The organism is Streptomyces sp. NPDC030799, assembly GCF_055572255.1.
On record NZ_JBVIDS010000004.1, the window covers coordinates 274,790 to 295,344 of the forward strand.

At 72.2% G+C, this 20,555-nt stretch carries 17 protein-coding genes; 4 read left to right on the forward strand and 13 right to left on the reverse strand.

Annotated elements, in window-relative coordinates; genetic code table 11:
• Positions 1-16 precede the first annotated feature (16 nt).
• From ACZ41I_RS12205 to ACZ41I_RS12230, 6 genes are all read right to left on the reverse strand, one after another.
• Positions 17-859, reverse strand: coding sequence for a nitrilase-related carbon-nitrogen hydrolase (locus tag ACZ41I_RS12205; RefSeq protein WP_363217041.1), 843 nt, complete (start codon positions 857-859; stop codon positions 17-19).
• A 155-nt stretch (positions 860-1,014) separates the two neighbouring features.
• Positions 1,015-2,577 (reverse strand): PucR family transcriptional regulator, encoded by a 1,563-nt coding sequence (locus tag ACZ41I_RS12210; RefSeq protein ID WP_399776631.1) that lies wholly within the window; start codon positions 2,575-2,577, stop codon positions 1,015-1,017.
• 17 nt (positions 2,578-2,594) lie between these two features.
• Positions 2,595-3,878 (reverse strand): aspartate aminotransferase family protein, encoded by a 1,284-nt coding sequence (locus ACZ41I_RS12215; RefSeq protein WP_399776629.1) that lies wholly within the window; start codon positions 3,876-3,878, stop codon positions 2,595-2,597.
• A complete protein-coding gene (locus ACZ41I_RS12220) occupies positions 3,875-4,717 on the reverse strand; it encodes a nitrilase-related carbon-nitrogen hydrolase (RefSeq protein WP_363217038.1) in 843 nt (280 codons plus the stop codon). The genes ACZ41I_RS12215 and ACZ41I_RS12220 overlap by 4 nt, the downstream gene beginning before the upstream one ends.
• Before the next feature lie 207 nt (positions 4,718-4,924).
• A complete protein-coding gene (locus tag ACZ41I_RS12225) occupies positions 4,925-7,150 on the reverse strand; it encodes a hypothetical protein (RefSeq protein ID WP_468514000.1) in 2,226 nt (741 codons plus the stop codon).
• Between the two features lie 138 nt (positions 7,151-7,288).
• Positions 7,289-7,540: a helix-turn-helix domain-containing protein gene (locus ACZ41I_RS12230; RefSeq protein WP_363217035.1), complete on the reverse strand. Its 252-nt coding sequence runs from the start codon at positions 7,538-7,540 to the stop codon at positions 7,289-7,291.
• A gap of 63 nt (positions 7,541-7,603) precedes the next feature.
• Here ACZ41I_RS12230 and map point away from each other — a divergent pair, with 63 nt between their 5' ends.
• Both map and ACZ41I_RS12240 read left to right on the forward strand, forming a co-directional pair.
• A complete protein-coding gene (map, locus tag ACZ41I_RS12235) occupies positions 7,604-8,371 on the forward strand; it encodes a type I methionyl aminopeptidase (RefSeq protein ID WP_468514001.1) in 768 nt (255 codons plus the stop codon).
• Between the two features lie 210 nt (positions 8,372-8,581).
• On the forward strand, positions 8,582-11,116 hold the full coding sequence (locus ACZ41I_RS12240) for an ATP-dependent Clp protease ATP-binding subunit (protein WP_399776623.1): 2,535 nt from the start codon (positions 8,582-8,584) through the stop codon (positions 11,114-11,116).
• A gap of 58 nt (positions 11,117-11,174) precedes the next feature.
• On the opposite strand, the gene ggt is transcribed toward ACZ41I_RS12240, so the two are convergent.
• On the reverse strand, positions 11,175-12,977 hold the full coding sequence (gene ggt, locus ACZ41I_RS12245; protein WP_468514002.1) for a gamma-glutamyltransferase: 1,803 nt from the start codon (positions 12,975-12,977) through the stop codon (positions 11,175-11,177).
• Between the two features lie 142 nt (positions 12,978-13,119).
• Here ggt and ACZ41I_RS12250 point away from each other — a divergent pair, with 142 nt between their 5' ends.
• Together ACZ41I_RS12250 and ACZ41I_RS12255 are read left to right on the forward strand one after the other, a co-directional pair.
• Positions 13,120-13,866, forward strand: a complete 747-nt coding sequence (locus ACZ41I_RS12250) for a hypothetical protein (RefSeq protein WP_399776618.1) — start codon at positions 13,120-13,122, stop codon at positions 13,864-13,866.
• A gap of 110 nt (positions 13,867-13,976) precedes the next feature.
• Positions 13,977-15,545 carry a CocE/NonD family hydrolase gene (locus tag ACZ41I_RS12255; protein ID WP_468514003.1) on the forward strand — a complete coding sequence of 523 codons (1,569 nt, stop codon included), beginning with the start codon at positions 13,977-13,979 and terminating at the stop codon, positions 15,543-15,545.
• Positions 15,546-15,738: 193 nt separating this feature from the next.
• Here the strand turns inward: ACZ41I_RS12255 and ACZ41I_RS12260 are convergent, their stop codons facing one another.
• The 6 genes from ACZ41I_RS12260 to ACZ41I_RS12285 all read right to left on the reverse strand — a co-directional run bounded on the left by ACZ41I_RS12260 (position 15,739) and on the right by ACZ41I_RS12285 (position 20,548).
• Positions 15,739-16,194: a DUF6278 family protein gene (locus tag ACZ41I_RS12260; RefSeq protein WP_363216560.1), complete on the reverse strand. Its 456-nt coding sequence runs from the start codon at positions 16,192-16,194 to the stop codon at positions 15,739-15,741.
• Positions 16,195-16,209: 15 nt separating this feature from the next.
• Complete coding sequence (locus ACZ41I_RS12265) at positions 16,210-16,989, reverse strand: exodeoxyribonuclease III (protein ID WP_468514004.1); 780 nt, start codon at positions 16,987-16,989, stop codon at positions 16,210-16,212.
• A gap of 35 nt (positions 16,990-17,024) precedes the next feature.
• Entirely contained in the window at positions 17,025-17,660 is a 636-nt protein-coding gene (locus ACZ41I_RS12270) for an MBL fold metallo-hydrolase (protein ID WP_363216562.1), read from the reverse strand.
• Positions 17,661-17,712: 52 nt separating this feature from the next.
• Positions 17,713-19,002 (reverse strand): bifunctional 3-oxoadipate enol-lactonase/4-carboxymuconolactone decarboxylase PcaDC, encoded by a 1,290-nt coding sequence (gene pcaDC, locus ACZ41I_RS12275; RefSeq protein ID WP_468514005.1) that lies wholly within the window; start codon positions 19,000-19,002, stop codon positions 17,713-17,715.
• Between the two features lie 188 nt (positions 19,003-19,190).
• Positions 19,191-19,883, reverse strand: a complete 693-nt coding sequence (locus ACZ41I_RS12280; protein ID WP_468514006.1) for a response regulator — start codon at positions 19,881-19,883, stop codon at positions 19,191-19,193.
• A gap of 32 nt (positions 19,884-19,915) precedes the next feature.
• Positions 19,916-20,548, reverse strand: coding sequence for a potassium-transporting ATPase subunit C (locus tag ACZ41I_RS12285; protein WP_399773055.1), 633 nt, complete (start codon positions 20,546-20,548; stop codon positions 19,916-19,918).
• Between the last annotated feature and the right edge of the window lie 7 nt (positions 20,549-20,555).

The following is a 20,555-nucleotide window of genomic DNA, read 5'->3' on the forward strand; positions in this document are numbered from 1 at the left end:
GTCGAACGGCATACGGTCACGGCGCCGTCAGCGGTGTGTACGCCCCCGGCGCCCGGTCCCGGTAGAACTGCCAGCGGTCGCGGACCTCGCGGAGTTTCGCCAGGTCCAGGTCGCGTACGACGAGTTCGGTCTCCTTGTCGCTCGCGACCTCGCCGACGAACTGGGCCTCGGGGTCCACGAAGTAGGTCGTGCCGTAGAAGTCGTTGTCGCCCAGGTTCTCCACGCCGACCCGGTTGATCGCGCCGACGAAGTACTCGTTGGCCACGGCCGCCGCCGGCTGCTCCAGCTGCCAGAGGTAGCGGGACAGGCCGCGCGAGGTGGCCGAGGGATTGAAGACGATCTCGGCACCGGCGAGGCCCAGGGCCCGCCAGCCCTCCGGGAAGTGGCGGTCGTAGCAGATGTACACGCCGATCCTCCCGGCGGCCGTGTCGAAGACGGGCCAGCCGCTGTTGCCCGGTCGGAAGTAGAACTTCTCCCAGAAGCCCTGGACCTGGGGGATGTGGGTCTTGCGGTACTTGCCGAGGTAGGAGCCGTCCGCGTCGATCACGGCCGCGGTGTTGTACAGCACTCCCGGCTGCTCCTCCTCGTACATCGGCAGCACGAGGACGATGCCCAGCTCGCGGGCGAGGGCCTGGAAGCGCCGGACGGTCGGGCCGTCCGGGATCCGCTCGGCGTACTCGTAGAAGGCCTTGTCCTGCACCTGGCAGAAGTAGGGGCCGTAGAACAGCTCCTGGAAGCAGAGGACTTGGGCGCCCTGCGCGGCCGCGTCGCGCGCCGCCTGCTCGTGGACCTGGATCATGGATTCCTTGTCGCCGGTCCACGCGGTCTGGAACAGGGCGGCACGGATCACTCGGCTCATCGGGACCTCCGGTAGCTCGGTGTGCCGTGAGCCTAGGAAGCCCGCGAGGACCGGTTGAGTGGCAGCGTGTCACGTCTGCGGGCGTGCGGCGTGCCACCGTGTCACGCGTTCGCGATCCCATGTTTCACCGCCGTTTTCGCAGGTCGTCGCATATTTCACCCCTGTTGCGCGTCATGCGCGAGGAGCGCGATGTGCACGGAGGCCGCCTGTTCGAAGTCGTCCAGGTCGACACCGAGGCGGGCCTGTATGGCCTCCAGGCGGCGGTAGAGGGCGGGCCGGGAGACATGGTGGAGCTGAGCGGTGCGGGACTTGTTGCGGCCGGTCGCGAGATAGGTCCGCAGGACGTTCAGCAGCTCGGGCTCGGCCTCGCCCAGCAGCCCGTCCAGCTCCCGCTCGGCGAAGGACTGCACCTGCGGGTCGTCGCGCAGCAAGCGGATCAGTCCGCGCAGGTGGACGTCCCCCAGGCGGACGACGGGCGGGAGGTCGAGGGCGGCACGGGAGCCGGCGACGGCGTCGGCGACATGCCGGGCCTCACGCAGTCCGGCGGGCACCTCGTCCCAGGCCGTACCGGGGCCGGCGGCGACCACGGCCGGCGCCTGCGCACGCAGCCGGGCCGCGAAGTGGGCGGTGAGGACCTCGGCGTCCTGGTCGCGGGCGAGGCTGAGCAGCACCGCGGCCATGCCGTCGGCGAGTTCGGCGACCAGCCCGGGCAGGCCCAGCAGCCGCAGCACGCGGTCGAGTTCGGCCGCCGTGCGGTCCAGGACGACGAGCGGGACGAAGGTGCGCCGGCTGACCGGCAGCCCGGCCGCACGGGCCCGGGGCAGCAGCCGGCAGGCCGGTACGACCCCGGAGACCAGGTCGGTCAGCAGACTCTGTGCGGACTCCTCCTCCCAGGAGTGCGCGGAGCCGCCGCCGAGCATGCGGTGCAGGACCAGCGCCTCGGCGGCCCGGTCGGCGAGCAGCCGCCCGGTGGCCGCGTCTGCCCGGTAGCCGCACAGCAGCAGCCGGCCCCAGCGCTCGCCGCGGCCGCCGAGTTCGGCGCTGATCCAGCCGCCGTCGGCGCAGGCGGAGGCCTGGCGGGCGATCCGCTCCCAGTCGCGCAGCACGTCGTCCACCGCGGACCGCTCCCCCGCCGTGGCGAGGACGCGGTGGGCGAGGTTGGTGACCACGACCGGACAGCCGCTGTACCGGGCGACCCCGTCCAGCAGGCGCTGCAGGGGGGCACCGGCCGTGATCAGGGCGGTGAGTTCGGTCCGTACGGTCTCCGAGAGACTGACGGCGGCGAACTTGCGCCGGACCAGCCGGGACTGGACCTCCTCGGTCAGCTCGGCGAAGGGGAAGGGCCGGTGCAGGACGACCATCGGCAGTCCGCACCGCTCGGCGGCCCGGCGCATCACCTCCGGCGGCGCGGGGAAGGCCCGCCCGAGACCGAGCACGACGGCGGCGGCCTCCGCCCGGTGCAGCGACTGGATGTACTCGGCCTGTCGGGCCTCGTCGCCGGCCAGGAGCACGCCGGTGGTGAGCACCATCTCGCCGCCGCTGAGCATCACGCCGACGTCGGCGGCCTCGGCGACATGCACCCAGCGCACGGGGCGGTCGAGCTGCCCGGCCCCGGCCACCACCTCGGGCTCCCCCGCGAGCACCCGCTCCAGGGTGAGCACCTGGCGGACGGAGAGGGCGGGTTCCCAGGCGTATCGGCTCTCCGAGGTGGTGGTCATGACCGTACCGCCGTTCTCTAGTACGTACTCCTGAGCGCCCGTTCCAGGATCGTCGCGCCCTCCTCGGCCTCCGCGACGGTGAGCGACAGCGGCGGGGCGATGCGCAGGGCGCTGGTGTCGTGGCCGCCGCCCTTGCCGATGAGCAGGCCGCCCTCGCGGGCCGCCTCCAGCACGGCGGCGGCCGCCTGCGGGTCGGCCTCGTCGGTGCCGGGCCTGACCAGCTCGATGCCGATCATCAGGCCGCGCCCGCGCACCTCCCGCACGCCGGGCAGCTGGGCGGCGACGGCGCGCAGCCGCTCGATGAGCAGGCCGCCGACGCGGCGGGCGTTGCCCTGCAGGTCGTGCTCCAGCAGGTACGTCAGGTTCGCCAGCCCGGCGGCCATGGTGAGCTGGGTGCCGCCGAAGGTGGAGATGCTGTTGGCGTCCAGGCAGTTCATGATCTCGGCGCGGGCGATCACCCCGCCGATGGACATGCCGTTGCCGATGCCCTTGGCGAAGGTGACGAGGTCCGGCGGGCCGCTGCGGGCGTGCGCCTGCCAGCCCCAGAAGTGTTCGCCGGTGCGGCCCCACCCGGTCTGCACCTCGTCGGCGATCCACAGGATGCCCTGCTCCTTGAGGACCTCGCGGAAGGCGGCGTAGAGCCCGTCGGGCGGGGAGGTGAAGCCGCCGACGCCCTGGATCGGTTCGGCGATCAGCGCGGCGGGCGGCCGGGTGTGCCCGAGGATGTCCTTCAGGTCGGCGACGCACGCGTCGATGAACGCACGGTCGTCCAGCTCCGCGAACGGGCCCCGGGTGCGCACGCCGCCGTGGACGTACAGGGTCTGCAGCGGGGACAGCGAGGTCGGCGACCAGCCGCGGTTGCCGGTGATGCCGACCGTGCTGAAGGAACGGCCGTGGTAGCTGTTGCGCATCGCCAGGACCGTGTTGCTGCGCCGGTGGGCGGTGGCGAGCAGCAGCGCGGTGTCGTTGGCCTCGGTGCCGGAGGTGGTGAAGAAGACCCGGGCGTCCGGGATGCCGCTGAGCTGGGCGATGCGCTCGGCCAGGTCGACCATCGGCCGGTTCAGGTACAGCGTCGAGGAGTGGATGATCCGCCCGGCCTGCTCGCTGACCGCCTTGGTCACCTCGGGCAGCGCGTGCGCGGTCATCGTCGTCAGGATGCCGCCGAAGAAGTCCAGGTACTTGTTGCCCGCGGAGTCCCAGACGTGGCGGCCCTCGCCGTGGGTGATCTCGATCGGCTCGTCGTAGTAGAGGGCGAGCCAGTCGGGGAGGACCTGGCGGTGGCGGGAGTAGAGGTCGTTCACGGCTGCACCAGTCCTTCGTAGGCGTCGGGGCGGCGGTCGCGGTAGAAGGCCCACTGCTGCCGCACTTCCTCGATCAGGTCGAAATCGAGGTCACGGACGAGGAGTTCCTCGGACTTGTCGCTCGCGACCTCGCCGACGAACTGCCCGCGCGGATCGACGAAGTAACTGGTCCCGTAGAAGTCGTTGTCTCCGTACTCCTCCTGTCCCACCCGGTTGATGGCGGCGACGAAGTACTCGTTGGCGACGGCGGCGGCGGGCTGCTCCAGCTGCCACAGATGCGCGGACAGCCCGCGGTGCGTGGCCGACGGGTTGTAGACCAACTGGGCGCCGTTGAGCCCGAGTTGCCGCCAGCCCTCCGGGAAGTGCCGGTCGTAGCAGATGTAGACGCCGACCTTGCCGACGGCGGTGTCGAAGACGGGCCAGCCGAGGTTGCCCGGCTTGAAGTAGTACTTCTCCCAGAAGCCCTTGACCTGCGGGATGTGGTGCTTGCGGTACTTGCCGAGGTAGGTGCCGTCGGCGTCGATCACGGCGGCGGTGTTGTAGTAGAAGCCGGACTGCTCGACCTCGAAGACGGGAACCACGACGACCATGCCGGTTTCCCGGGCGAGGTCCTGCATCCGCCGTACCGTCGGCCCGTCGGGCACCGGCTCGGCCCAGCGGTAGTGCTCCGGCTCCTGGACCTGGCAGAAGTAGGGCGAGTTGAAGACCTCCTGGAACCCGATGACCTTGGCACCCCGACGGGCCGCCTCGCGGGCGTGCTCCTCGTGTTTCGCCACCATGGACTCGGTGTCGCCGGTCCAGGTGGCCTGGACCAGTGCGGCTCGTACGACGTCGGTCATGAGCTGCTCCTTCGACGGGACCGTCAAAGTCTCTACGCCCGTAGAGCAGGCGGTAGAGGGACGAAAGTAAGCCTGGCCGGAGGCCCTTGCCAAGACCATCGTCGTCAACCCGCGGAGTCGGTCACGTTTCACACCCCTGTGGGTGAGCGGAGCGGCCGGTCGGAGGGGTGAAGCGGGGCAGACCGGGACGATGACTCCCGGCGCCGGTCACATCGTGTACCCGGCCACCCGCAGGGCGTGCACGAGGTCCCAGTGCCGCTCGTCGGAGACGGCCTGCGCGGAGCGGAGCAGCAGCGGCACGATCCGGCGTGGATCGGGTGCGGCGCTGCGGGCGGCTTCCTCGGCGGTACGGACGCGCACGCACGCGTCCAGTAAGGCCTCCGCCTCCCACCGGCGCCCTGCCTCCGCCAGCCGCAGCACGGCCGCGCCGATCTGCTCCGGCGGGCGGGCGACGCCCTGCCGCAGCAGTTGCCGAGCGTCTTCGTCCCGTCCGGCGGCGGTCAGCGCGTCGGCGACGGCGACCAGCCGCTCCGCGGGCAGCGAGGCGGCTTCCCACAGCAGCGTCGCCCAGTCGGCACCGAGTCCGGCACGGGCCAGCGCGTCCGCGAGCGCCGGGAACCGGCCGGCGGGCCACTGCGCGGCCTCGGTCAACAGCACATGCGCCTCTCCACTGCGCCCCTCGGCCCGCAACCGCGCCAGCCCCTCCACCACTCCGGCGACGGCCGCCCCCGCCTCGACGTCCACCACCTCCCCGCCTGCGCCCTCCGCCTCGACGCCCTCGGCACCCCCGGCGAACCGGGCCCCTCGCGGCACCCGACGTACAGGCGCCTCCGGCATCACCGGCAGCGGCACCTGCTGCACGACACCAGGAGCGTCCCCGTCCTCCACCACCCCGGCGAACCGCGCACTGCCGCGCCTGCGTTTACGGGGCTTGGCCGGAGGGGGCGGAGGGACAGCCTCCGGAGCGGACCCTCCGGGGACCGCCGGGGACGGCACGGCCGCTTGCGGGTCCGAATCGGACACGGCGACGTACGGCCCCCGGACAGATCCGCCGACGGCCGGGAAGGGCTGGGCCGCGCGAGGAGGCGCGGCGGCGGCGCTGGACGCGGCGGCATACGAGGTCCGAACGGCAGCGGCTGCGGCATCGGGGGCGGGCAGGGACGGCGGAGCCGGGACGGAAGGCCTCACGGCGGAGCCGGGCGCGGAGACAGGCCCGTACGGACCACCCACCGAGCCATCGGAGCGCGGGTCCGACGCGGCGGCATCCGCGAGCGGGGAGGGCTGGGCCGGGGCGGGAGGACTGGTGGCGGAGCCGGTGCGGCGGGGGTCCTCGCCGAACGCGGACGCGGCGACGCGACCCGCGGTGCCGGAGACGGGGCCGTCGGGCCTGGGCTCCGAGCCGACCGTGGAACGGGCCGGGAGCTCCACAGAAGCGGACTCGGACGGGCGCCGGGCGGCGTCGCCTTCGGCCCCTCGACCGCGCCGGGCAGCGTCGCCTTCGGCCTCCCGACCGTCCCAGGCGGCGTCGCTTGCGGCCCCTCGACCGTCCCAGGCGGCGTCGCCTTCGGCCTCCCGACCACGCCAGGCAGCGTCCCCCTCAGCCCCCTGACCGCCCCAGGCGGCATCACCATCGGCCCCCCGACCGCCCCAGACGGCATCGGCCTCAGCCCTCCCACCACGCCAGACGGCACCCCCCTCAGCCCCCCGACCATCCCAGGCGGCATCACCATCGGCCCCCCGACCACGCCGGGCAGTATCGCCGTCAGCCCCCCGACCGTGCCAGACGGCATCGCCATCCGGGTTCGGGGTGCGTGCGGGGGGCTCGGCGGGTGGGTTCCGTGTCGTCGGCGTTCCCCGGTGCGTGGGCTCGGTCCGTGGTGGCGCGGAGTCGGTCGGGCGCCGCACCGCGTGTGCGTTCCTCGGTTCCTGTCGGTCCAACTCCGCCAGGCGGCCACGGAGTTCCGTGCACCTCGCGGTGGCGCGGGCGTGGTCGTCGTGGGCCCAGGCGAGGTCGAGGCGGAGGGAGTCGGCCTCTTCGGCGGAGGACGGTGTGGACAGCAGACGGCTCAGTTCGGCCTGGCGCTCGGCGGCGTAGCGCTGTTCGCGGAGCATGACGTCGAGCCGGTCGAGCAGGGTGTCGCGTGCGCCCGGGTGGGCGTCGTACGCCGCCAGAGCGGCCCGGTGCAGGGCGCGGGCGCGCTCCCGCTCGGCCACCGCCGCGGCGCGGCCGTACGCCGCGGCGAGGTCCTCCAGCAGCGCCTCCACCACGTCCCAGGGCGGCACCTCGCTGCCGTCCAGGCAGGCCCGCATGCCGTCGGGGTCGCGCTGCCAGAAGACCCCGCTCCAGCCCCCGCCCTGGTCCAGGCGTGCCAGCAGACCGTCCAGGTAGCTCGCGAACTCCCGTACTCCACCAGGGAGTCGATCCACCGCCATCGCTCAGCTCCCGCCCGACCGCCGGCACTTCCAACGGGCAGGCAACACCAGTTGTGTTACGGCGCTGCTACGCAGAGTTTTCCGGCAGTGCGCGGACGCCTCATCGCGGCCCCGGGGCCGCTGCGCGGACCGGGCGTCTCACGCGGCCACGAGCAGGCACTGCGCCATCAGCTCGTCCATCGACAGCCCGAGGACTCGGGCGAGCGCGGCCACGGTGAAGAACGCGGGTGTCGGCGCCCGGCCCGTCTCGATCTTGCGGAGCGTCTCGGCGGACACGCCGGCCTGCGCGGCGACCTCGGCCATGCTCCGGCCGCCGCGCGCCTCGCGCAGCAACTGCCCGAGCCGCTCGCCGCGTTCGCGCTCTTCGGGAGTGAGAGGGGTGCGCACCATCCCCCCATTCTAATACCGGCCCCTCGACCGCCACCCCATTAAAATACCGGTATAGTAATTGGCATGGTGGAACTCAAGACGGACGCATCGATCGACGCCATGCACGCGGCGGGCCAGGTCGTCGGACGGGCCCTGACGGCCGTACGGCAGGCCGCGGCCGTCGGTGTCTCGCTGCTGGAGCTGGACGAGGTGGCGCGGGAGGTGCTGCGCGAGGCCGGGGCGTCCTCCCCGTTCCTCGGCTACCGCCCCTCCTTCGCCCCGACCCCCTTCCCGGCCGTGATCTGCGCCTCCGTGAACGACGCGATCGTGCACGGCATCCCCACCCGGTACCGGCTCCGCGACGGCGACCTGCTCTCCGTGGACTGCGGCGCGGAGCTGGACGGCTGGGCCGGCGACTCCGCGGTCAGCTTCACGGTGGGCCGCCCGCGCCCGGCGGACCTCCGCCTGATCCGGACGGCCGAGCGCGCCCTGGCGGCGGGCATCGAGGCGGCCGTCGCCGGCCACCGCATCGGCGACATCGCCCACGCCGTCGGCCGGGTCTGCCGTACGGCCGGCTACGGCATTCCGCAGGGCTTCGGCGGCCACGGCGTCGGCCGCCGCATGCACGAGGACCCCGAGGTCCCCAACGAGGGCCGTCCCGGCCGGGGCCTGCCCCTGCGCCCCGGCATGGTCCTCGCCATCGAGCCCATGCTCATCGCGAGCGGCGAGGACGGCTACTACGAGGCACCCGACGGCTGGACCCTGCGCACGACCGACGGCTCCAGAGCCGCCCATGTGGAGCACACGGTGGCGATCACGGAGACCGGTCCCAGGGTTCTCACGGCGAGGTAGGCGCCCCCGAAGGGACGCGGGGCCGTGTCGATGTGCGGTTCCGCCGCGGGCCCCAGCACCCGTACACGGCCCGCAGCCGCCGTACCGGACCGCGTCCCACCGCCCGTAGGCGAACATGCCTCCGCAAACGGATCGTGTCATCGTGGGCATGAACAGCCCCCCACCCGGTTACCCGGCGGAGCCAGTCGTCAGCGAAGGAAGCGCAACGCCATGACCAACGGCTACCCTCCTGACCCCTTCGGCGAGTTCCTGGCCCGCTTCTTCGGCGGGCCCCCCAGCGGAGCCAAACGCCACATCGACATCGGCCGTCTGCTCAGCCAGCCGGCTCGTGAGCTGGTCAGAGGGGCCGCCCTGTACGCCGCCGAGCACGGCAGCCGGGATCTGGACACCCAGCACCTGCTGCGCGCGGCGGTGGCGGCCGAGCCCACCCGGAGCCTGCTGAGCCGGGCGGGCGCCGACCCGGACTCGCTCGCCACCGAGATCGACGACCGGGCCGGCCCGGTGCAGCACCCGCCGGGCGAGGTGCCGCCGCCCACCTCGCTGTCGCTCACTCCGGCCGTCAAGCGCGCCCTGCTGGACGCGCACGACATGGCGCGGGCGAGCGGCGCCGGGTACATCGGCCCGGAGCACGTGCTGAGCGCGCTGGCAGCCAACCCCGACTCGGCGGCCGGCCACATCCTGCACGCGGCACGCTTCTCGGCCGGCTCCCTGCCGACCGAGGTCCCGGAGAGCACCCCGGCCCGCCCGGAGCGGCCGCGCGCCACCGGCACTCCGACGCTGGACAAGTACGGGCGCGACATGACCGAGCTGGCCCGGCAGGACCGGATCGACCCGGTCATCGGCCGGGAGAACGAGATCGAGCAGACCATCGAGGTGCTGTCGCGGCGCGGCAAGAACAACCCCGTCCTCATCGGGGACGCGGGCGTCGGCAAGACGGCCATCGTGGAGGGGCTCGCCCAGCGCATCGCCGACGGGGACGTGCCGGACGTCCTGGCGGGCCGCCGCGTCGTCGCGCTGGACCTCACCGGGGTCGTGGCCGGCACCCGCTACCGGGGTGACTTCGAGGAGCGCCTGAACACCATCGTGGAGGAGATCCGTGCCCATTCCGACCGGCTGATCGTGTTCATCGACGAGCTGCACACCGTCGTCGGCGCGGGCTCCGGCGGCGAGGGCGGCGCGATGGACGCCGCGAACATCCTCAAGCCCGCCCTCGCCCGGGGCGAGCTGCACATCGTGGGCGCGACCACGCTGGAGGAGTTCCGCCGGATCGAGAAGGACGCGGCGCTGGCCCGCCGGTTCCAGCCGATCCTGGTGCCCGAGCCGACGGTCGAGGACACCGTCGAGATCCTGCGCGGGCTGCGCGACCGGTACGAGGCTCACCACCAGGTCCGCTACAGCGACGAGGCGCTGGCCGCCGCCGTGGAGCTGTCCGACCGGTACCTCACCGACCGGCGGCTGCCCGACAAGGCCATCGACCTGATCGACCAGGCGGGCGCCCGGGTACGGCTCGGCGCGCGGACCAAGGACACGGACGTACGGGCGATGGAGCGCGAGGTCGAGCAGCTGGTCCGGGACAAGGACCAGGCGGTCGCCGACGAGGACTACGACGAGGCCAAGCAGCTGCGCGACCGGATCGGCGAGCTCAAGCAGCGGATCATGGAGGCGAGCGGCGAGGAGAAGGTCGACGAGGGGCTGGACCTGGAGGTGACGGCGGAGGCCATCGCGGAGGTGGTGTCCCGGCAGACCGGCATCCCGGTCAGCCGCCTCACCCAGGAGGAGAAGGAACGGCTGCTCGGCCTGGAGGAGCACCTGCACCAGCGGGTCGTCGGCCAGGAGGAGGCCGTCGGCGTGGTCGCCGAGGCGGTACTGCGCTCCCGCGCCGGGCTCGCGAGCCCCCACCGGCCGATCGGCAGCTTCCTGTTCCTCGGCCCGACCGGCGTCGGCAAGACCGAGCTGGCCCGGGCGCTCGCCGAGGCGCTGTTCAGCAGCGAGGACCGCATGGTCCGCCTCGACATGAGCGAGTACCAGGAGCGGCACACCGTCTCCCGGCTGGTCGGCGCCCCGCCCGGATACGTCGGGCACGAGGAGGCCGGTCAGCTCACCGAGGTGGTGCGCCGGCACCCGTACTCGCTGCTCCTGCTCGACGAGGTGGAGAAGGCCCACCCGGACGTCTTCAACATCCTGCTGCAGGTCCTGGACGACGGCCGGCTGACCGACTCCCAGGGCCGGACGGTGGACTTCACCAACACGGTCATCGTGATGACCAGCAACCTCGGCTCGGAGGCGATCACCCGGCGCGGTGCCGGGATCGGGTTCGGGCCGGGCGGCGCGGAGGCCGACGAGGAGGCGCGGCGCGAGCAGGTCCTGCGCCCGCTGCGCGAGCACTTCCGGCCGGAGTTCCTCAACCGCATCGACGAGATCGTCATCTTCAGGCAGCTGACCGGCGAGCAACTGCGGCAGATCACCGACCTGCTGCTGGAGGGCACCCGGCGGCTGCTGGACGGGCAGGGCATCGGGGTGGAGTTCACGCCCGCCGCCGTCGACTGGCTCGCCGAGCGCGGCTACCAGCCGGAGTACGGCGCCCGCCCGCTGCGCCGCACCATCCAGCGGGAGGTGGACAACCAGCTGTCCCGGCTGCTGCTGAACGGCACGATCTCCAAGGGCAGCCGGGTGACGGTGGACGCGAGGGACGGCCGGCTCGACTTCCGCGCCGAGGAAGCGCCGCCGCCCGCAGCCGAGTTGTGACGCCGGCCGTCCGCCGGTGAGGTCGTCTCGTGGTCCCGGCGCCGGGTCCACGGCCGCGCTACGGCGCCGGACACACCACCATCGCCGAGCCGCCGCCGCGTCGTACCTTCTCTGCGGCGGCCAGCCACCTGCCGTCCGGCAGCCGTTGCACACCGGTGGCCGCGCCGATCTCCGGGTTGAGCTTGAACGAGTGCCCGATGGCCTCCAGCTGCTTGCGCAACTCACTGTTGTACAGGGCCGGTTCGAGCTCGGTCTGGGCGGCGTTGCGCTGACTGGCGCGGGGTGCGGCGATCGCGTCGACCAGCGGCAGATGCCGGTCCAGGAACCCGGTGAGCGTCTGCAGCACGGTGGTGATGATGGTCGCGCCGCCGGGTGAACCGAGGGCCACCACCGGCCGGCCCAGCCGGTCCAGGACGATGGTCGGGGAGATCGACGAGCGGGGCCGCTTGCCCGGACCGGGCAGGTTCGGGTCGTGGACGGCCGGGTTGGCCGGGGTGAAGGAGAAGTCCGTCAGCTCGTTGTTGAGCAGGAAGCCCCGGCCGGGCACGGTGATGCCGCTGCCGCCGGTCTGCTCGATGGTGAGCGTGTAGGCGACGACGTTGCCCCACCTGTCGGCCACGGTCAGATGCGTGGTGTTCTCGCCCTCGTACGTCGTCGGGGCCGCCGTACCACCCTTGTGGCAGGCCGCCGGGTGGCGCGGGTCCCCGGGGGCCAGCGGGCTGGTGAGGACCGCGTCGTCCTTGATCAGGCAGGCGCGCGAGTCGGCGTACTTCTGCGACAGCAGCTGCCGCGTCGGTACGTCCTCGAAGGCCGGGTCGCCGACCCAGCGCCCGCGGTCGGCGAAGGCGATCCGGCCGGCCTCGATGTAGTGGTGCAGGTACTGCACCTCGCTCGCCTTCGAAAGGTCGGTGTTCTCCAGGATGTTGAGGGCCTCACCGACCGTCGTGCCGCCCGAGGAGGAGGGTGCGATGGAGTACACGTCCAGACCGCGGTACGACGTCCTGGTGGGCGCCTGGAACTTGGCGCGGTAGACGGCGAGGTCCTTCTCGGCGAGCTTGCCGGGGCGGGCGTTCCAGCCGGAGGCGGGGTCCACGGGCGGGTGTTCGACCGTGTTGACGATGTCGTCGCCGATGTCCCCGCGGTAGATCGCGGCGATGCCCTTGCGGCCCAGTTCCTCGTAGGTGCGGGCGAGTTCGGGGTTCTTCAGGGTGGACCCGACGACGGGGAGCTTTCCGTCCGGCAGGAACAGCTTCGCGGTGTCCGGGAAGTAGCGGAACCGGGTCTCGTTGGACGCGGTCTGCGAACGGAAGGTGTCGTCCACCGTGAAACCGTCCCGGGCGATCCGCTCGGCCGGCTTCAGGACGGTGCCGAGCCGCTCGCTGCCCCACTCGTCCAGCGCCTGCTGCCAGGTGGCGGGCGTGCCGGGGGTACCGACGCTCAGGCCGCTGCTGACGGCGTCGGCGAACGCGAGCGGCTTGCCGTTCTCCGTGAACAGGTCGGAGTCCGCGCTGAGCGGCGCCGTCTCACGGCCGTCGATGGTGTGCACGGTGCGGGTTTTGGCGTCGTAGTAGACGAAGTAGCCGCCTCCGCCGACGCCCGCCGAGTAGGGCTCGGTGACGCCGAGCGCCGCGGCGGTGGCGACGGCCGCGTCGACCGCGTTGCCGCCGTGTCTGAGCACCTCGATGCCGGCGGCGGACGCGTCCGCGTCCACGCTGGCCACGGCACCGCCGTAGCCGACGGCCACGGGAACCTTGGCGGCCGTACGACTCGTTGCCGGGGCGGGTGGCGCCGCCGCCCCCACCGACACCACGGCGGCCGAGACCGCCAGAACCGCCAGTTTCCGCGTACCTGGGCGACCCATGCGTACCTCCCGTCGGGACAGTCCGCGCAGCGTAACCAGATCGGTCCAGTACCGACAGTACGCGTCCGCGCCCTGCCACACGAACGTCACGCGTCGAACACAAGTACGTTGCCGTCGCCCGCGCCCGCTACCATGCGCGGCCATGAACGACGACGTGCGCAACATCGTCCTGGGCCTGGTGGCGACCGGGATCTCGGCCTCACTGGGCTGGCTCGCCCGGACCTGTCTGTGGCGCCGCAGACTCCGCCGCAAGCAGGCCTTCTTCGGGATGCCGGACCACTCGGAGTCGCTGCTCGTGGTCAACCACACGGCGGGCGGGCCGGAGCTGTCGGTGAAACGCCACGACGTGTTCGCCCTGCTGGAACTCTCCGCCCTCGTCAAGGACTGCAACGCGCACGTCCGGGTCGTGGGGCACGACGACATCCAGCAAGGCTTCGGTGAGCGCACGGAGTTCTGCGTGGGCGGGCCCTACTCGAACCGCCGGACGGAGGCTCACCTGTCCTCCCTTCTGCCGGGTGTGTGGATGAACGTGGAGACGGACGCCGGTCCGCAGCTGGGCGCCCTGCGGATCGGCGGGGAGAACTACCGCATGGAGCGCGGCCGGAACGAGTACGTGCTGCTCGCCCGGCTCACCGCGGACGGCCGGGCGGACTCCCGCCCGGTGTTCCTCTTCTGCGGCCAGCGCGCCATCACCAACCAGGCCGCGACCCGGTATCTCGCCCGCCACCACGAGCGGCTGCACCGCAAGTACGGCACCGGTTCGTTCGTCCTGCTGCTGAAGGTGGTCAACTCCCAGGCGTACGGCCCGGATGTGGTGGAGCTGGTGGCGGACGTGACGCGGGCGGCGCGGACGCCCCTGCCGGAACCGGCTGCCGCCGCGGGTGAATGACACCCTCAACAATCTTTACTGGCACGTAACTTACCGACGGGTTACTTGCGGTAAGGAAGAAAGGTTACCGTCGGGTCACTTTGCACTGTTGACGAGTGAAGGAGTGACCCATGGGACATGGTCGCACCACGCTGCGCAGCACCGCCGCCACAGCCGTCTCGGCCGCGCTGATCGCCGGTACCGTCGTCGGCCTGGCGCCCGCCGCTCAGGCCGACGCCCCGTCCGTCCGCTTCGTGGACATCACGGGCGACGGCGGCACCCTGCTGAAGGGGAACGTCGTCACACCCGCCGGCGCCGACGGCTCGCGCCGCTACCCGCTTCTCGTGCTGCCCACGAGCTGGTCCTTCCCGCAGGTCGAGTACCTCGCCCAGGCGCAGAAGCTCGCCGACGCCGGCTATGTGGTGCTCACCTACAACGTCCGCGGATTCTGGCAGTCCGGCGGTCAGATAGAAGTGGCCGGTCCGCCGGACGTAGCGGACGCCTCCAAGGTCATCGACTGGGCCCTCGCGAACACGCCGGCCGACCCGCAGCACGTCGGCATGGCCGGAGTGTCCTACGGCGCCGGGATCAGCCTGCTCGCCGCCGCGCACGACAAGCGCATCAAGGCCGTGGCCGCGCTCAGCGGCTGGGCGGACCTGATCGAGTCCATCTACTCGGGCCGCACCCAGCATGTGCAGGCGGCGGCCGTCCTGGACGGCACGGCCACCCTCACCGGCCGCGAGAGCCCCGAACTGAGGAAGATCTTCGACAACCTGTACTCCTCGAACCTGTCGAAGGAACAGGAGATGATCGACTGGGGACGGAAGCGTTCCGTCGCGACCCATGTCGACCAGCTGAACAAGAACGGCGCGGCGGTGATGCTCGCCAACGCCTGGGGCGACACGGTCTTCCCGGTCAACCAGTACGCCGATTTCTACGAGAAGCTGACCGTGCCCAAGCGGCTCGAACTGCGGCCCGGCGACCACGCGACCGCCGAGCTGCCCGGCCTGTTCGGACTGCCCAACGACGTGTGGACGGACACCGGACGCTGGTTCGACCACTACCTCAAGGGAGCCGACAACGGCATCGACCGTGAACAGCCGGTCCGGCTGAAGTCCCGTAGCGCGGGGGAATACGAGGGCTACCCGGACTGGAAGTCGGTCGAGGCGACACGCAGGAAGTTCACGCTCGACGGCTCCAGCACCATCCACGCGAACGTCGACTCCGGCGCGGACGGCGGGATCGTCTTCCTCTCCAGCATCCTCGACCAGATCGCCCAACTGCCGCCGATGGCCTCCATCCCCCTGCTGCCGCGCCGTTGGGCGGCCGTGTGGCAGTCGGAGCGGTACGGCAGCGCCCAGCGGGTGCGCGGCACGGCACGCCTGCACACCACACTGACGCCGACGGCGGAGAGCGGCACCCTCGTCGCCTACCTGTACGACGTGGGGCCGCTCGGCATCGGCAAACTGGTCACGAACGCGCCGTACACCTGGCACGGGCGGACGCCCGGCGAGCCGTTCCGCGTCGACCTGGACCTGTTCTCCACCGCCTACGACGTGCCCGCCGGGCACCGCCTGGCGCTGGTGGTCGACACGGTCGACCCGCTGTACATCGAGCACAACCCGTCCGGCGCGCAGCTGACCTTCTCCTCGCCCTCGGACGACCCGTCGTACGTGTCCGTCCCCGTGCGCGAGCAGTGATCTCCGGCTGCCGCCGGACGAGCCTGGCCCGTGTGAACTGCCGCCCCCTGGGGTTTCGCAGCACGCACATCCCGGTGCAGATCGGCGAGCTCACCATCACCACAGGGATGAACGGCACATCCTAGTCGAGGCCGGAGGTGCTGAGCTTCCCCGGTGCCGAAACGATCCACTGGGCGGCGAGGTTGAGGGAAGCTCAGGTCTCGGCGATCTCCGCGTACAGCTGGGACAGCTCGGGGACACCGCTCGCCGCCCAGTCCTGCCCGGCGCCCACCACCTCGATCTCGCGGCCGGAGGCCAGCCGTACGACCGCCTCACCGTCGGGGCGGATCCGCCAGGCGGCGCCGGACACGGTGCGCACCACGACCGTGCCCAGGTACAGCCCCGCGTCATGGCCCAGCCAGGGCAGGGTCTCCGTGTCGTCGCGCCAGCGCGGAACCAGCTGGTCCAAGGCCTCCAGGGAGGCCGGGGTGTCGTCGAGGCGGACACCCGCCCGGGCCGCCTGCGCGCGCAGCAGCTCGCACTCGGAGAGCAGCGCGGCGACCGCCTCGGGGTCGGCAGGGGGTGCCCCCACCCTCGAATCGGCTCGCGCGGGGGCACCCCCCTCGTCACCGTTCTTCTTGCGCCGGTGGCCCAGGAACGGAAGATTCATGGAACCAGCGTGGCATCAGACGTCGAGGTCGACCACCACCGGAGCGTGATCGGAGGCACCCTTGCCCTTGCGCTCCTCGCGGTCGACGTAGGCGTCCTTGACGGCCTGGGCGAACGGTTCGTTGCCGTACACCAGGTCGATGCGCATGCCGCGGTTCTTCGGGAAGCAGAGCTGGCGGTAGTCCCAGTACGTGAACGGGTGGTCGTACTTCAGCGGGCGGGGCACCACGTCGGCCAGGCCCGCCTCGCGCAGGGAGGCCAGAGCGGCGCGCTCGGCGGGGGTGACATGTGTGGAGCCCTCGAAGGCGGCCACGTCGTAGACGTCGTCGTCGGTCGGCGCCACGTTGTAGTCACCCATGACCGCGAAGGGGCGGCTGCCCTGTGCGTCGCCGTACACGGCCGCCTTGAGGGCCTCGAACCACTGGAGCTTGTAGGCGTAGTGCGGGTGCTCGACCTCGCGGCCGTTGGGGACGTACACCGACCAGACGCGGACGGGGCCGCAGGTCGCCGAGATGGCGCGCGGCTCGGTGACGCCGTCGAAGCCGGGGTCGCCAGGCAGGCCCTTGACCACGTCCTCCATGCCGACGCGGGAGAGCACCGCCACGCCGTTCCACCGGCCGGTCGCGTGGACCGCCGACTCGTAGCCCAGCTCGCGCAGCTCGTCGGACGGGAACTGGTCCTCGGCGACCTTGGCCTCCTGGAGGCAGAGCACGTCGGTGCCGCTGCTCTCCAGCCAGGCCAGCAGCCTCGGGAGGCGGGCGGTGATCGAGTTCACGTTCCAGGTAGCGATGCGCATGCCTCACAACCTACCCGGCGCCTCTGACAACGGACTCAGATCTCGGTGGAGGCCCCCGGCGACAGCCGCTGGTGGTCCGTGCCGCCCAGGGCGCCGATCTGGCGGTCGTAGATCGGGCGGGCGAGATCGGTGAGCAGGGCGTCGTGGACGTCGTAGGCGCGCTGCGGCCGCACCTCGCGGACGTAGTCGATGACCTCGGAGATCTTGTTCCAGGGGGCCATCACCGGGAGCATCAGCGTCTCCACCTGCCGGCCGGGCACGGTGAGGGCGTCGCCGGGGTGGAAGACCCTGCCGTCGTCGATCAGATAGCCGACGTTGGTGATGCGCGGGATGTCCGGGTGGATCACCGCGTGCAGCTCGCCGTGGACCTGCACCTCGAAGCCGGCCGCGGTGAAGGTGTCGCCGTGACCGACGGTGTGCACCCGCCCCGGGAAGGCCGCCGAGATCTGGTCGGCGACGGACTTCAGCGTCCAGATCTCGGCGGCCGGGTTGTTCTCCATGGCGGCGCGCAGCCGGAACTCGTCGAAGTGGTCCGGGTGTTCGTGCGTGACCAGGACGGCGTCCGCGCCGAGCGCGGCGTCCGGTTCGCTGAAGCCGCCCGGATCGATGACAAGCGTCTGCCCGTCCTTCTCCAGGCGGACGCAGGCGTGGGACTTCTTCGTGAGCTTCATGGCTCACCATCCTGCCGAACCCGGCCGCCGGCCGGGCCCGGCGGCGCGCGGCTCACTCGGCGGGCGTGGTCTCCTCCTGGATGACCTGCCGGGCCACCCGGAACGCGCCGGCCGCGGCCGGCACCCCGCAGTACACGGCCGTCTGCAGCAGCACTTCCTTTATCTCGTCCGGGGTGAGCCCGTTGCGCAGGGCCGCCCGGGTGTGGGAGGCCAGCTCCTCCAGATGGCCCCCGGCGACCAGCGCGGACAGCGCGACGCAGCTGCGGGTACGGCGGTCCAGTCCGGGCCGGTCCCAGATCTCGCCCCAGGTGTAGCGGGTGACGAGGTCCTCGAAGTCCCCGGAGAACGCGTCGGCCTCGGCCAGCGCCCGGTCCACGTGTGCGTCGCCGAGCACCTCCCGGCGGATCTTGAGCCCGGTCTCGTACCGGTCGGGCCGCGCGGCCGGCTGCGCCGGTGCGGCGGCCGGGGCGATCTCGGCGACCGGCGCGGCCGACGGCGCCACCGCCGGGACCGGGACGGCCGGCGCCGCCGGCAGGACCGTCTGGCCGGTCTCGTAGGGCTGCTGCCAGGCGGTGGAGAAGTGGTGCACCAGCAGGTCGGTGACGGCCGCCGGCTGCTCGACCGGGACCAGGTGGGAGGCGCCGGGGACGACCGCGAGCCGGGCGTCCGGGATGCCGGCGACCAGCGTGCGGGCCTCGGCGGGCCCGGTGACCTGGTCGTCGGCGCCGACGAGCACGAGCGTCGGCACGCCGACCCGGCCCAGTTCGGCCCGTACGTCGAACACGGCGAGCGCCTCGCAGGCGGCGATGTAGCAGCCCGGGTCGGTGGTGCGGACCATCTGCACCGCCCACTCGGTGATCGCGGGCTGCGCCGCGGCGAACCCGCCGGTGAACCAGCGGTCGGGGGCGGTCCGGGCGACCGGGTCCAGCCCGTTCGTCCGTACGACCACCCCGCGCTGCCGGAACTCGTCGGCGGTCCCGAACCGGGGCGAGGCCGCGACCAGCGCCAGGGAGGCGAGCCGTGCGGGGTGGCGCAGGGCCAGCTCGATGCCGATCGCACCGCCCAGCGCGCAGCCCGCGTAGCCGAACCGCTGCACACCGAGGGCGTCCAGCGTGGCCAGCAGCCGGCCGGCCAGCTCGGCGACGGAACCGGCCGGGTGGGCGGGGGCCCCGCCGTGACCGGGCAGGTCGAACCGCAGGACCCGCCACTGCTTGGTCAGCTCCGGCACCTGGCGGTCCCACATGTGGCGGGTCGTGCCGAGGGACGGTCCCAGGACCAGGACCGGTGCGCCTTCCGGTCCGTCGAAGCCGTGTTCCAGGAGTTCAGTCGTCGTCGTGCTCACCCGTTCACGCTCGCACATCTCACGAGCGGAGCGGACAGCGGGGGCGCCCCGGCAGGAACCTGGGCGCCCCCGGCGTCCGGGGCGGACGGAGCGCTGACGTCCCTGGTCAGAGGGTATGAGGGAGACACGCGAAGGGAGTTCGGGGCCGTACCGCCCGGCGGCTGGGGGCCGGCTGCGCGGCGAGCACCTCAGCGCCCGCGCCCTTCGAAGCGGTAGCCCATGCCGGGCTCGGTGATCAGATAGCGGGGGTGGGAGGGGTCCGTCTCCAGCTTGCGGCGCAACTGCGCCATGTAGACGCGCAGGTAGTTGGTCTTGTTGCGCTGCGAGACGCCCCACACCTCCTGCAGCAGGTGCTTCTGCGTGATCAGCCGGCCGGGGTGGGTCACCAGGATCTCCAGCAGATGCCACTCGGTCGGGGTGAGCCGTACGTCCCGCCCGTGGCGTACTGCCTTCTTGGCGAGCAGGTCGATGCTGAAGTCCGCCGTCTCGACCAGCGTCGACTCCGGCACGAGCGGTGTGTCCTCGGTACGGCGGACGGCGGCCCGCAGCCGGGCCAGCAACTCGTCCATGCTGAACGGCTTGGTGACGTAGTCGTCGGCACCCGCATCGAGCGCGGCCACCTTCTCGTCGGACCCCTGCCGCGCGGACAGGACCATGACCGGGGCACGGGTCCAGCCGCGCAGTGCCTGGAGGACGTCGATGCCGTCCATGTCGGGCAGGCCGAGGTCGAGCAGGACCACGTCGGGCCGGCGCGCGGCGGCGAGCCGGAGGGCCGTGGCACCGTCGGGGGCGGCGTCCACGCCGTAGTGACGTGCCTGCAAGTTGATGACGAGGGCCCGCACGAGCTGCGGGTCGTCCTCCACCACGAGCACCCTGGTCATGGCGTGTGCCTCTCCTGTCATGCATAAGGCGGTCACGTGCGCGTCACAAGGTCCTTGAGCGCGATGTTGAGCTCCAGGACGTTCACGCGGGGTTCGCCCATGAAGCCGAGGGTGCGGCCGGTGGTGTGGTCCTTGACCAGCTTCTGCACGGCGGAGACGGACAGGCCGTTCCTCACGGCGACCCGGTGGACCTGAAGGTCCGCGTAGGCCGGGGAGATGTCCGGGTCCAGGCCGGAGCCGGAGGAGGTGACGGCGTCGGCGGGGACCCGGGACGGCTCGACCGTGTAGCCGGGTACGGAATTGTCCTTGACCACCTCGGCCTTCGCCTGCTCGACGGAGCCGACGAGCTTCTTGCTGTCGGCGGACAGGTTGGTGGCGCCGGACAGGATCAGCCTGTACTGCGTGTTGAGGCTGTTCGTACCGAGGCCGTCGGCCGGGCGGGGCTGGAAGTACGCGAGGTCGTACCCCTGTTGGCCGATCAGGGACGAGCCGGCGACCCTGCCGTCCGCCTTGATCTCCGAGCCGTTCGCCCGGTCGGCGAAGAGCGCCTGGGCCACACCTGTGACGGCCAGCGGATAGATGACGCCGGTGAGCACGGTCAGCACCAGCAGTGCCCTGAGGCCCGCGCCCAGCAACCGGACTGCGTTCGCAAGGGAGTTGTTCATGGTGGAC

Excerpts from the sequence above, each read along its gene's own strand:
- ACZ41I_RS12260 (WP_363216560.1), bottom strand. The coding sequence starts at position 16,194 with ATGAATCTTCCGTTCCTGGGCCACCGGCGCAAGAAGAACGGTGACGAG.
- ACZ41I_RS12255 (WP_468514003.1), top strand. The coding sequence starts at position 13,977 with ATGGGACATGGTCGCACCACGCTGCGCAGCACCGCCGCCACAGCCGTC.
- ACZ41I_RS12230 (WP_363217035.1), bottom strand. The coding sequence starts at position 7,540 with ATGGTGCGCACCCCTCTCACTCCCGAAGAGCGCGAACGCGGCGAGCGG.
- ACZ41I_RS12240 (WP_399776623.1), top strand. The coding sequence starts at position 8,582 with ATGACCAACGGCTACCCTCCTGACCCCTTCGGCGAGTTCCTGGCCCGC.
- ACZ41I_RS12270 (WP_363216562.1), bottom strand. The coding sequence starts at position 17,660 with ATGAAGCTCACGAAGAAGTCCCACGCCTGCGTCCGCCTGGAGAAGGAC.
- ACZ41I_RS12220 (WP_363217038.1), bottom strand. The coding sequence starts at position 4,717 with ATGACCGACGTCGTACGAGCCGCACTGGTCCAGGCCACCTGGACCGGC.
- map (WP_468514001.1), top strand. The coding sequence starts at position 7,604 with ATGGTGGAACTCAAGACGGACGCATCGATCGACGCCATGCACGCGGCG.
- ACZ41I_RS12280 (WP_468514006.1), bottom strand. The coding sequence starts at position 19,883 with ATGACCAGGGTGCTCGTGGTGGAGGACGACCCGCAGCTCGTGCGGGCC.
- ACZ41I_RS12285 (WP_399773055.1), bottom strand. The coding sequence starts at position 20,548 with ATGAACAACTCCCTTGCGAACGCAGTCCGGTTGCTGGGCGCGGGCCTC.
- ggt (WP_468514002.1), bottom strand. The coding sequence starts at position 12,977 with ATGGGTCGCCCAGGTACGCGGAAACTGGCGGTTCTGGCGGTCTCGGCC.
- ACZ41I_RS12250 (WP_399776618.1), top strand. The coding sequence starts at position 13,120 with ATGAACGACGACGTGCGCAACATCGTCCTGGGCCTGGTGGCGACCGGG.
- ACZ41I_RS12225 (WP_468514000.1), bottom strand. The coding sequence starts at position 7,150 with ATGGCGGTGGATCGACTCCCTGGTGGAGTACGGGAGTTCGCGAGCTAC.
- ACZ41I_RS12205 (WP_363217041.1), bottom strand. The coding sequence starts at position 859 with ATGAGCCGAGTGATCCGTGCCGCCCTGTTCCAGACCGCGTGGACCGGC.
- ACZ41I_RS12210 (WP_399776631.1), bottom strand. The coding sequence starts at position 2,577 with ATGACCACCACCTCGGAGAGCCGATACGCCTGGGAACCCGCCCTCTCC.
- ACZ41I_RS12265 (WP_468514004.1), bottom strand. The coding sequence starts at position 16,989 with ATGCGCATCGCTACCTGGAACGTGAACTCGATCACCGCCCGCCTCCCG.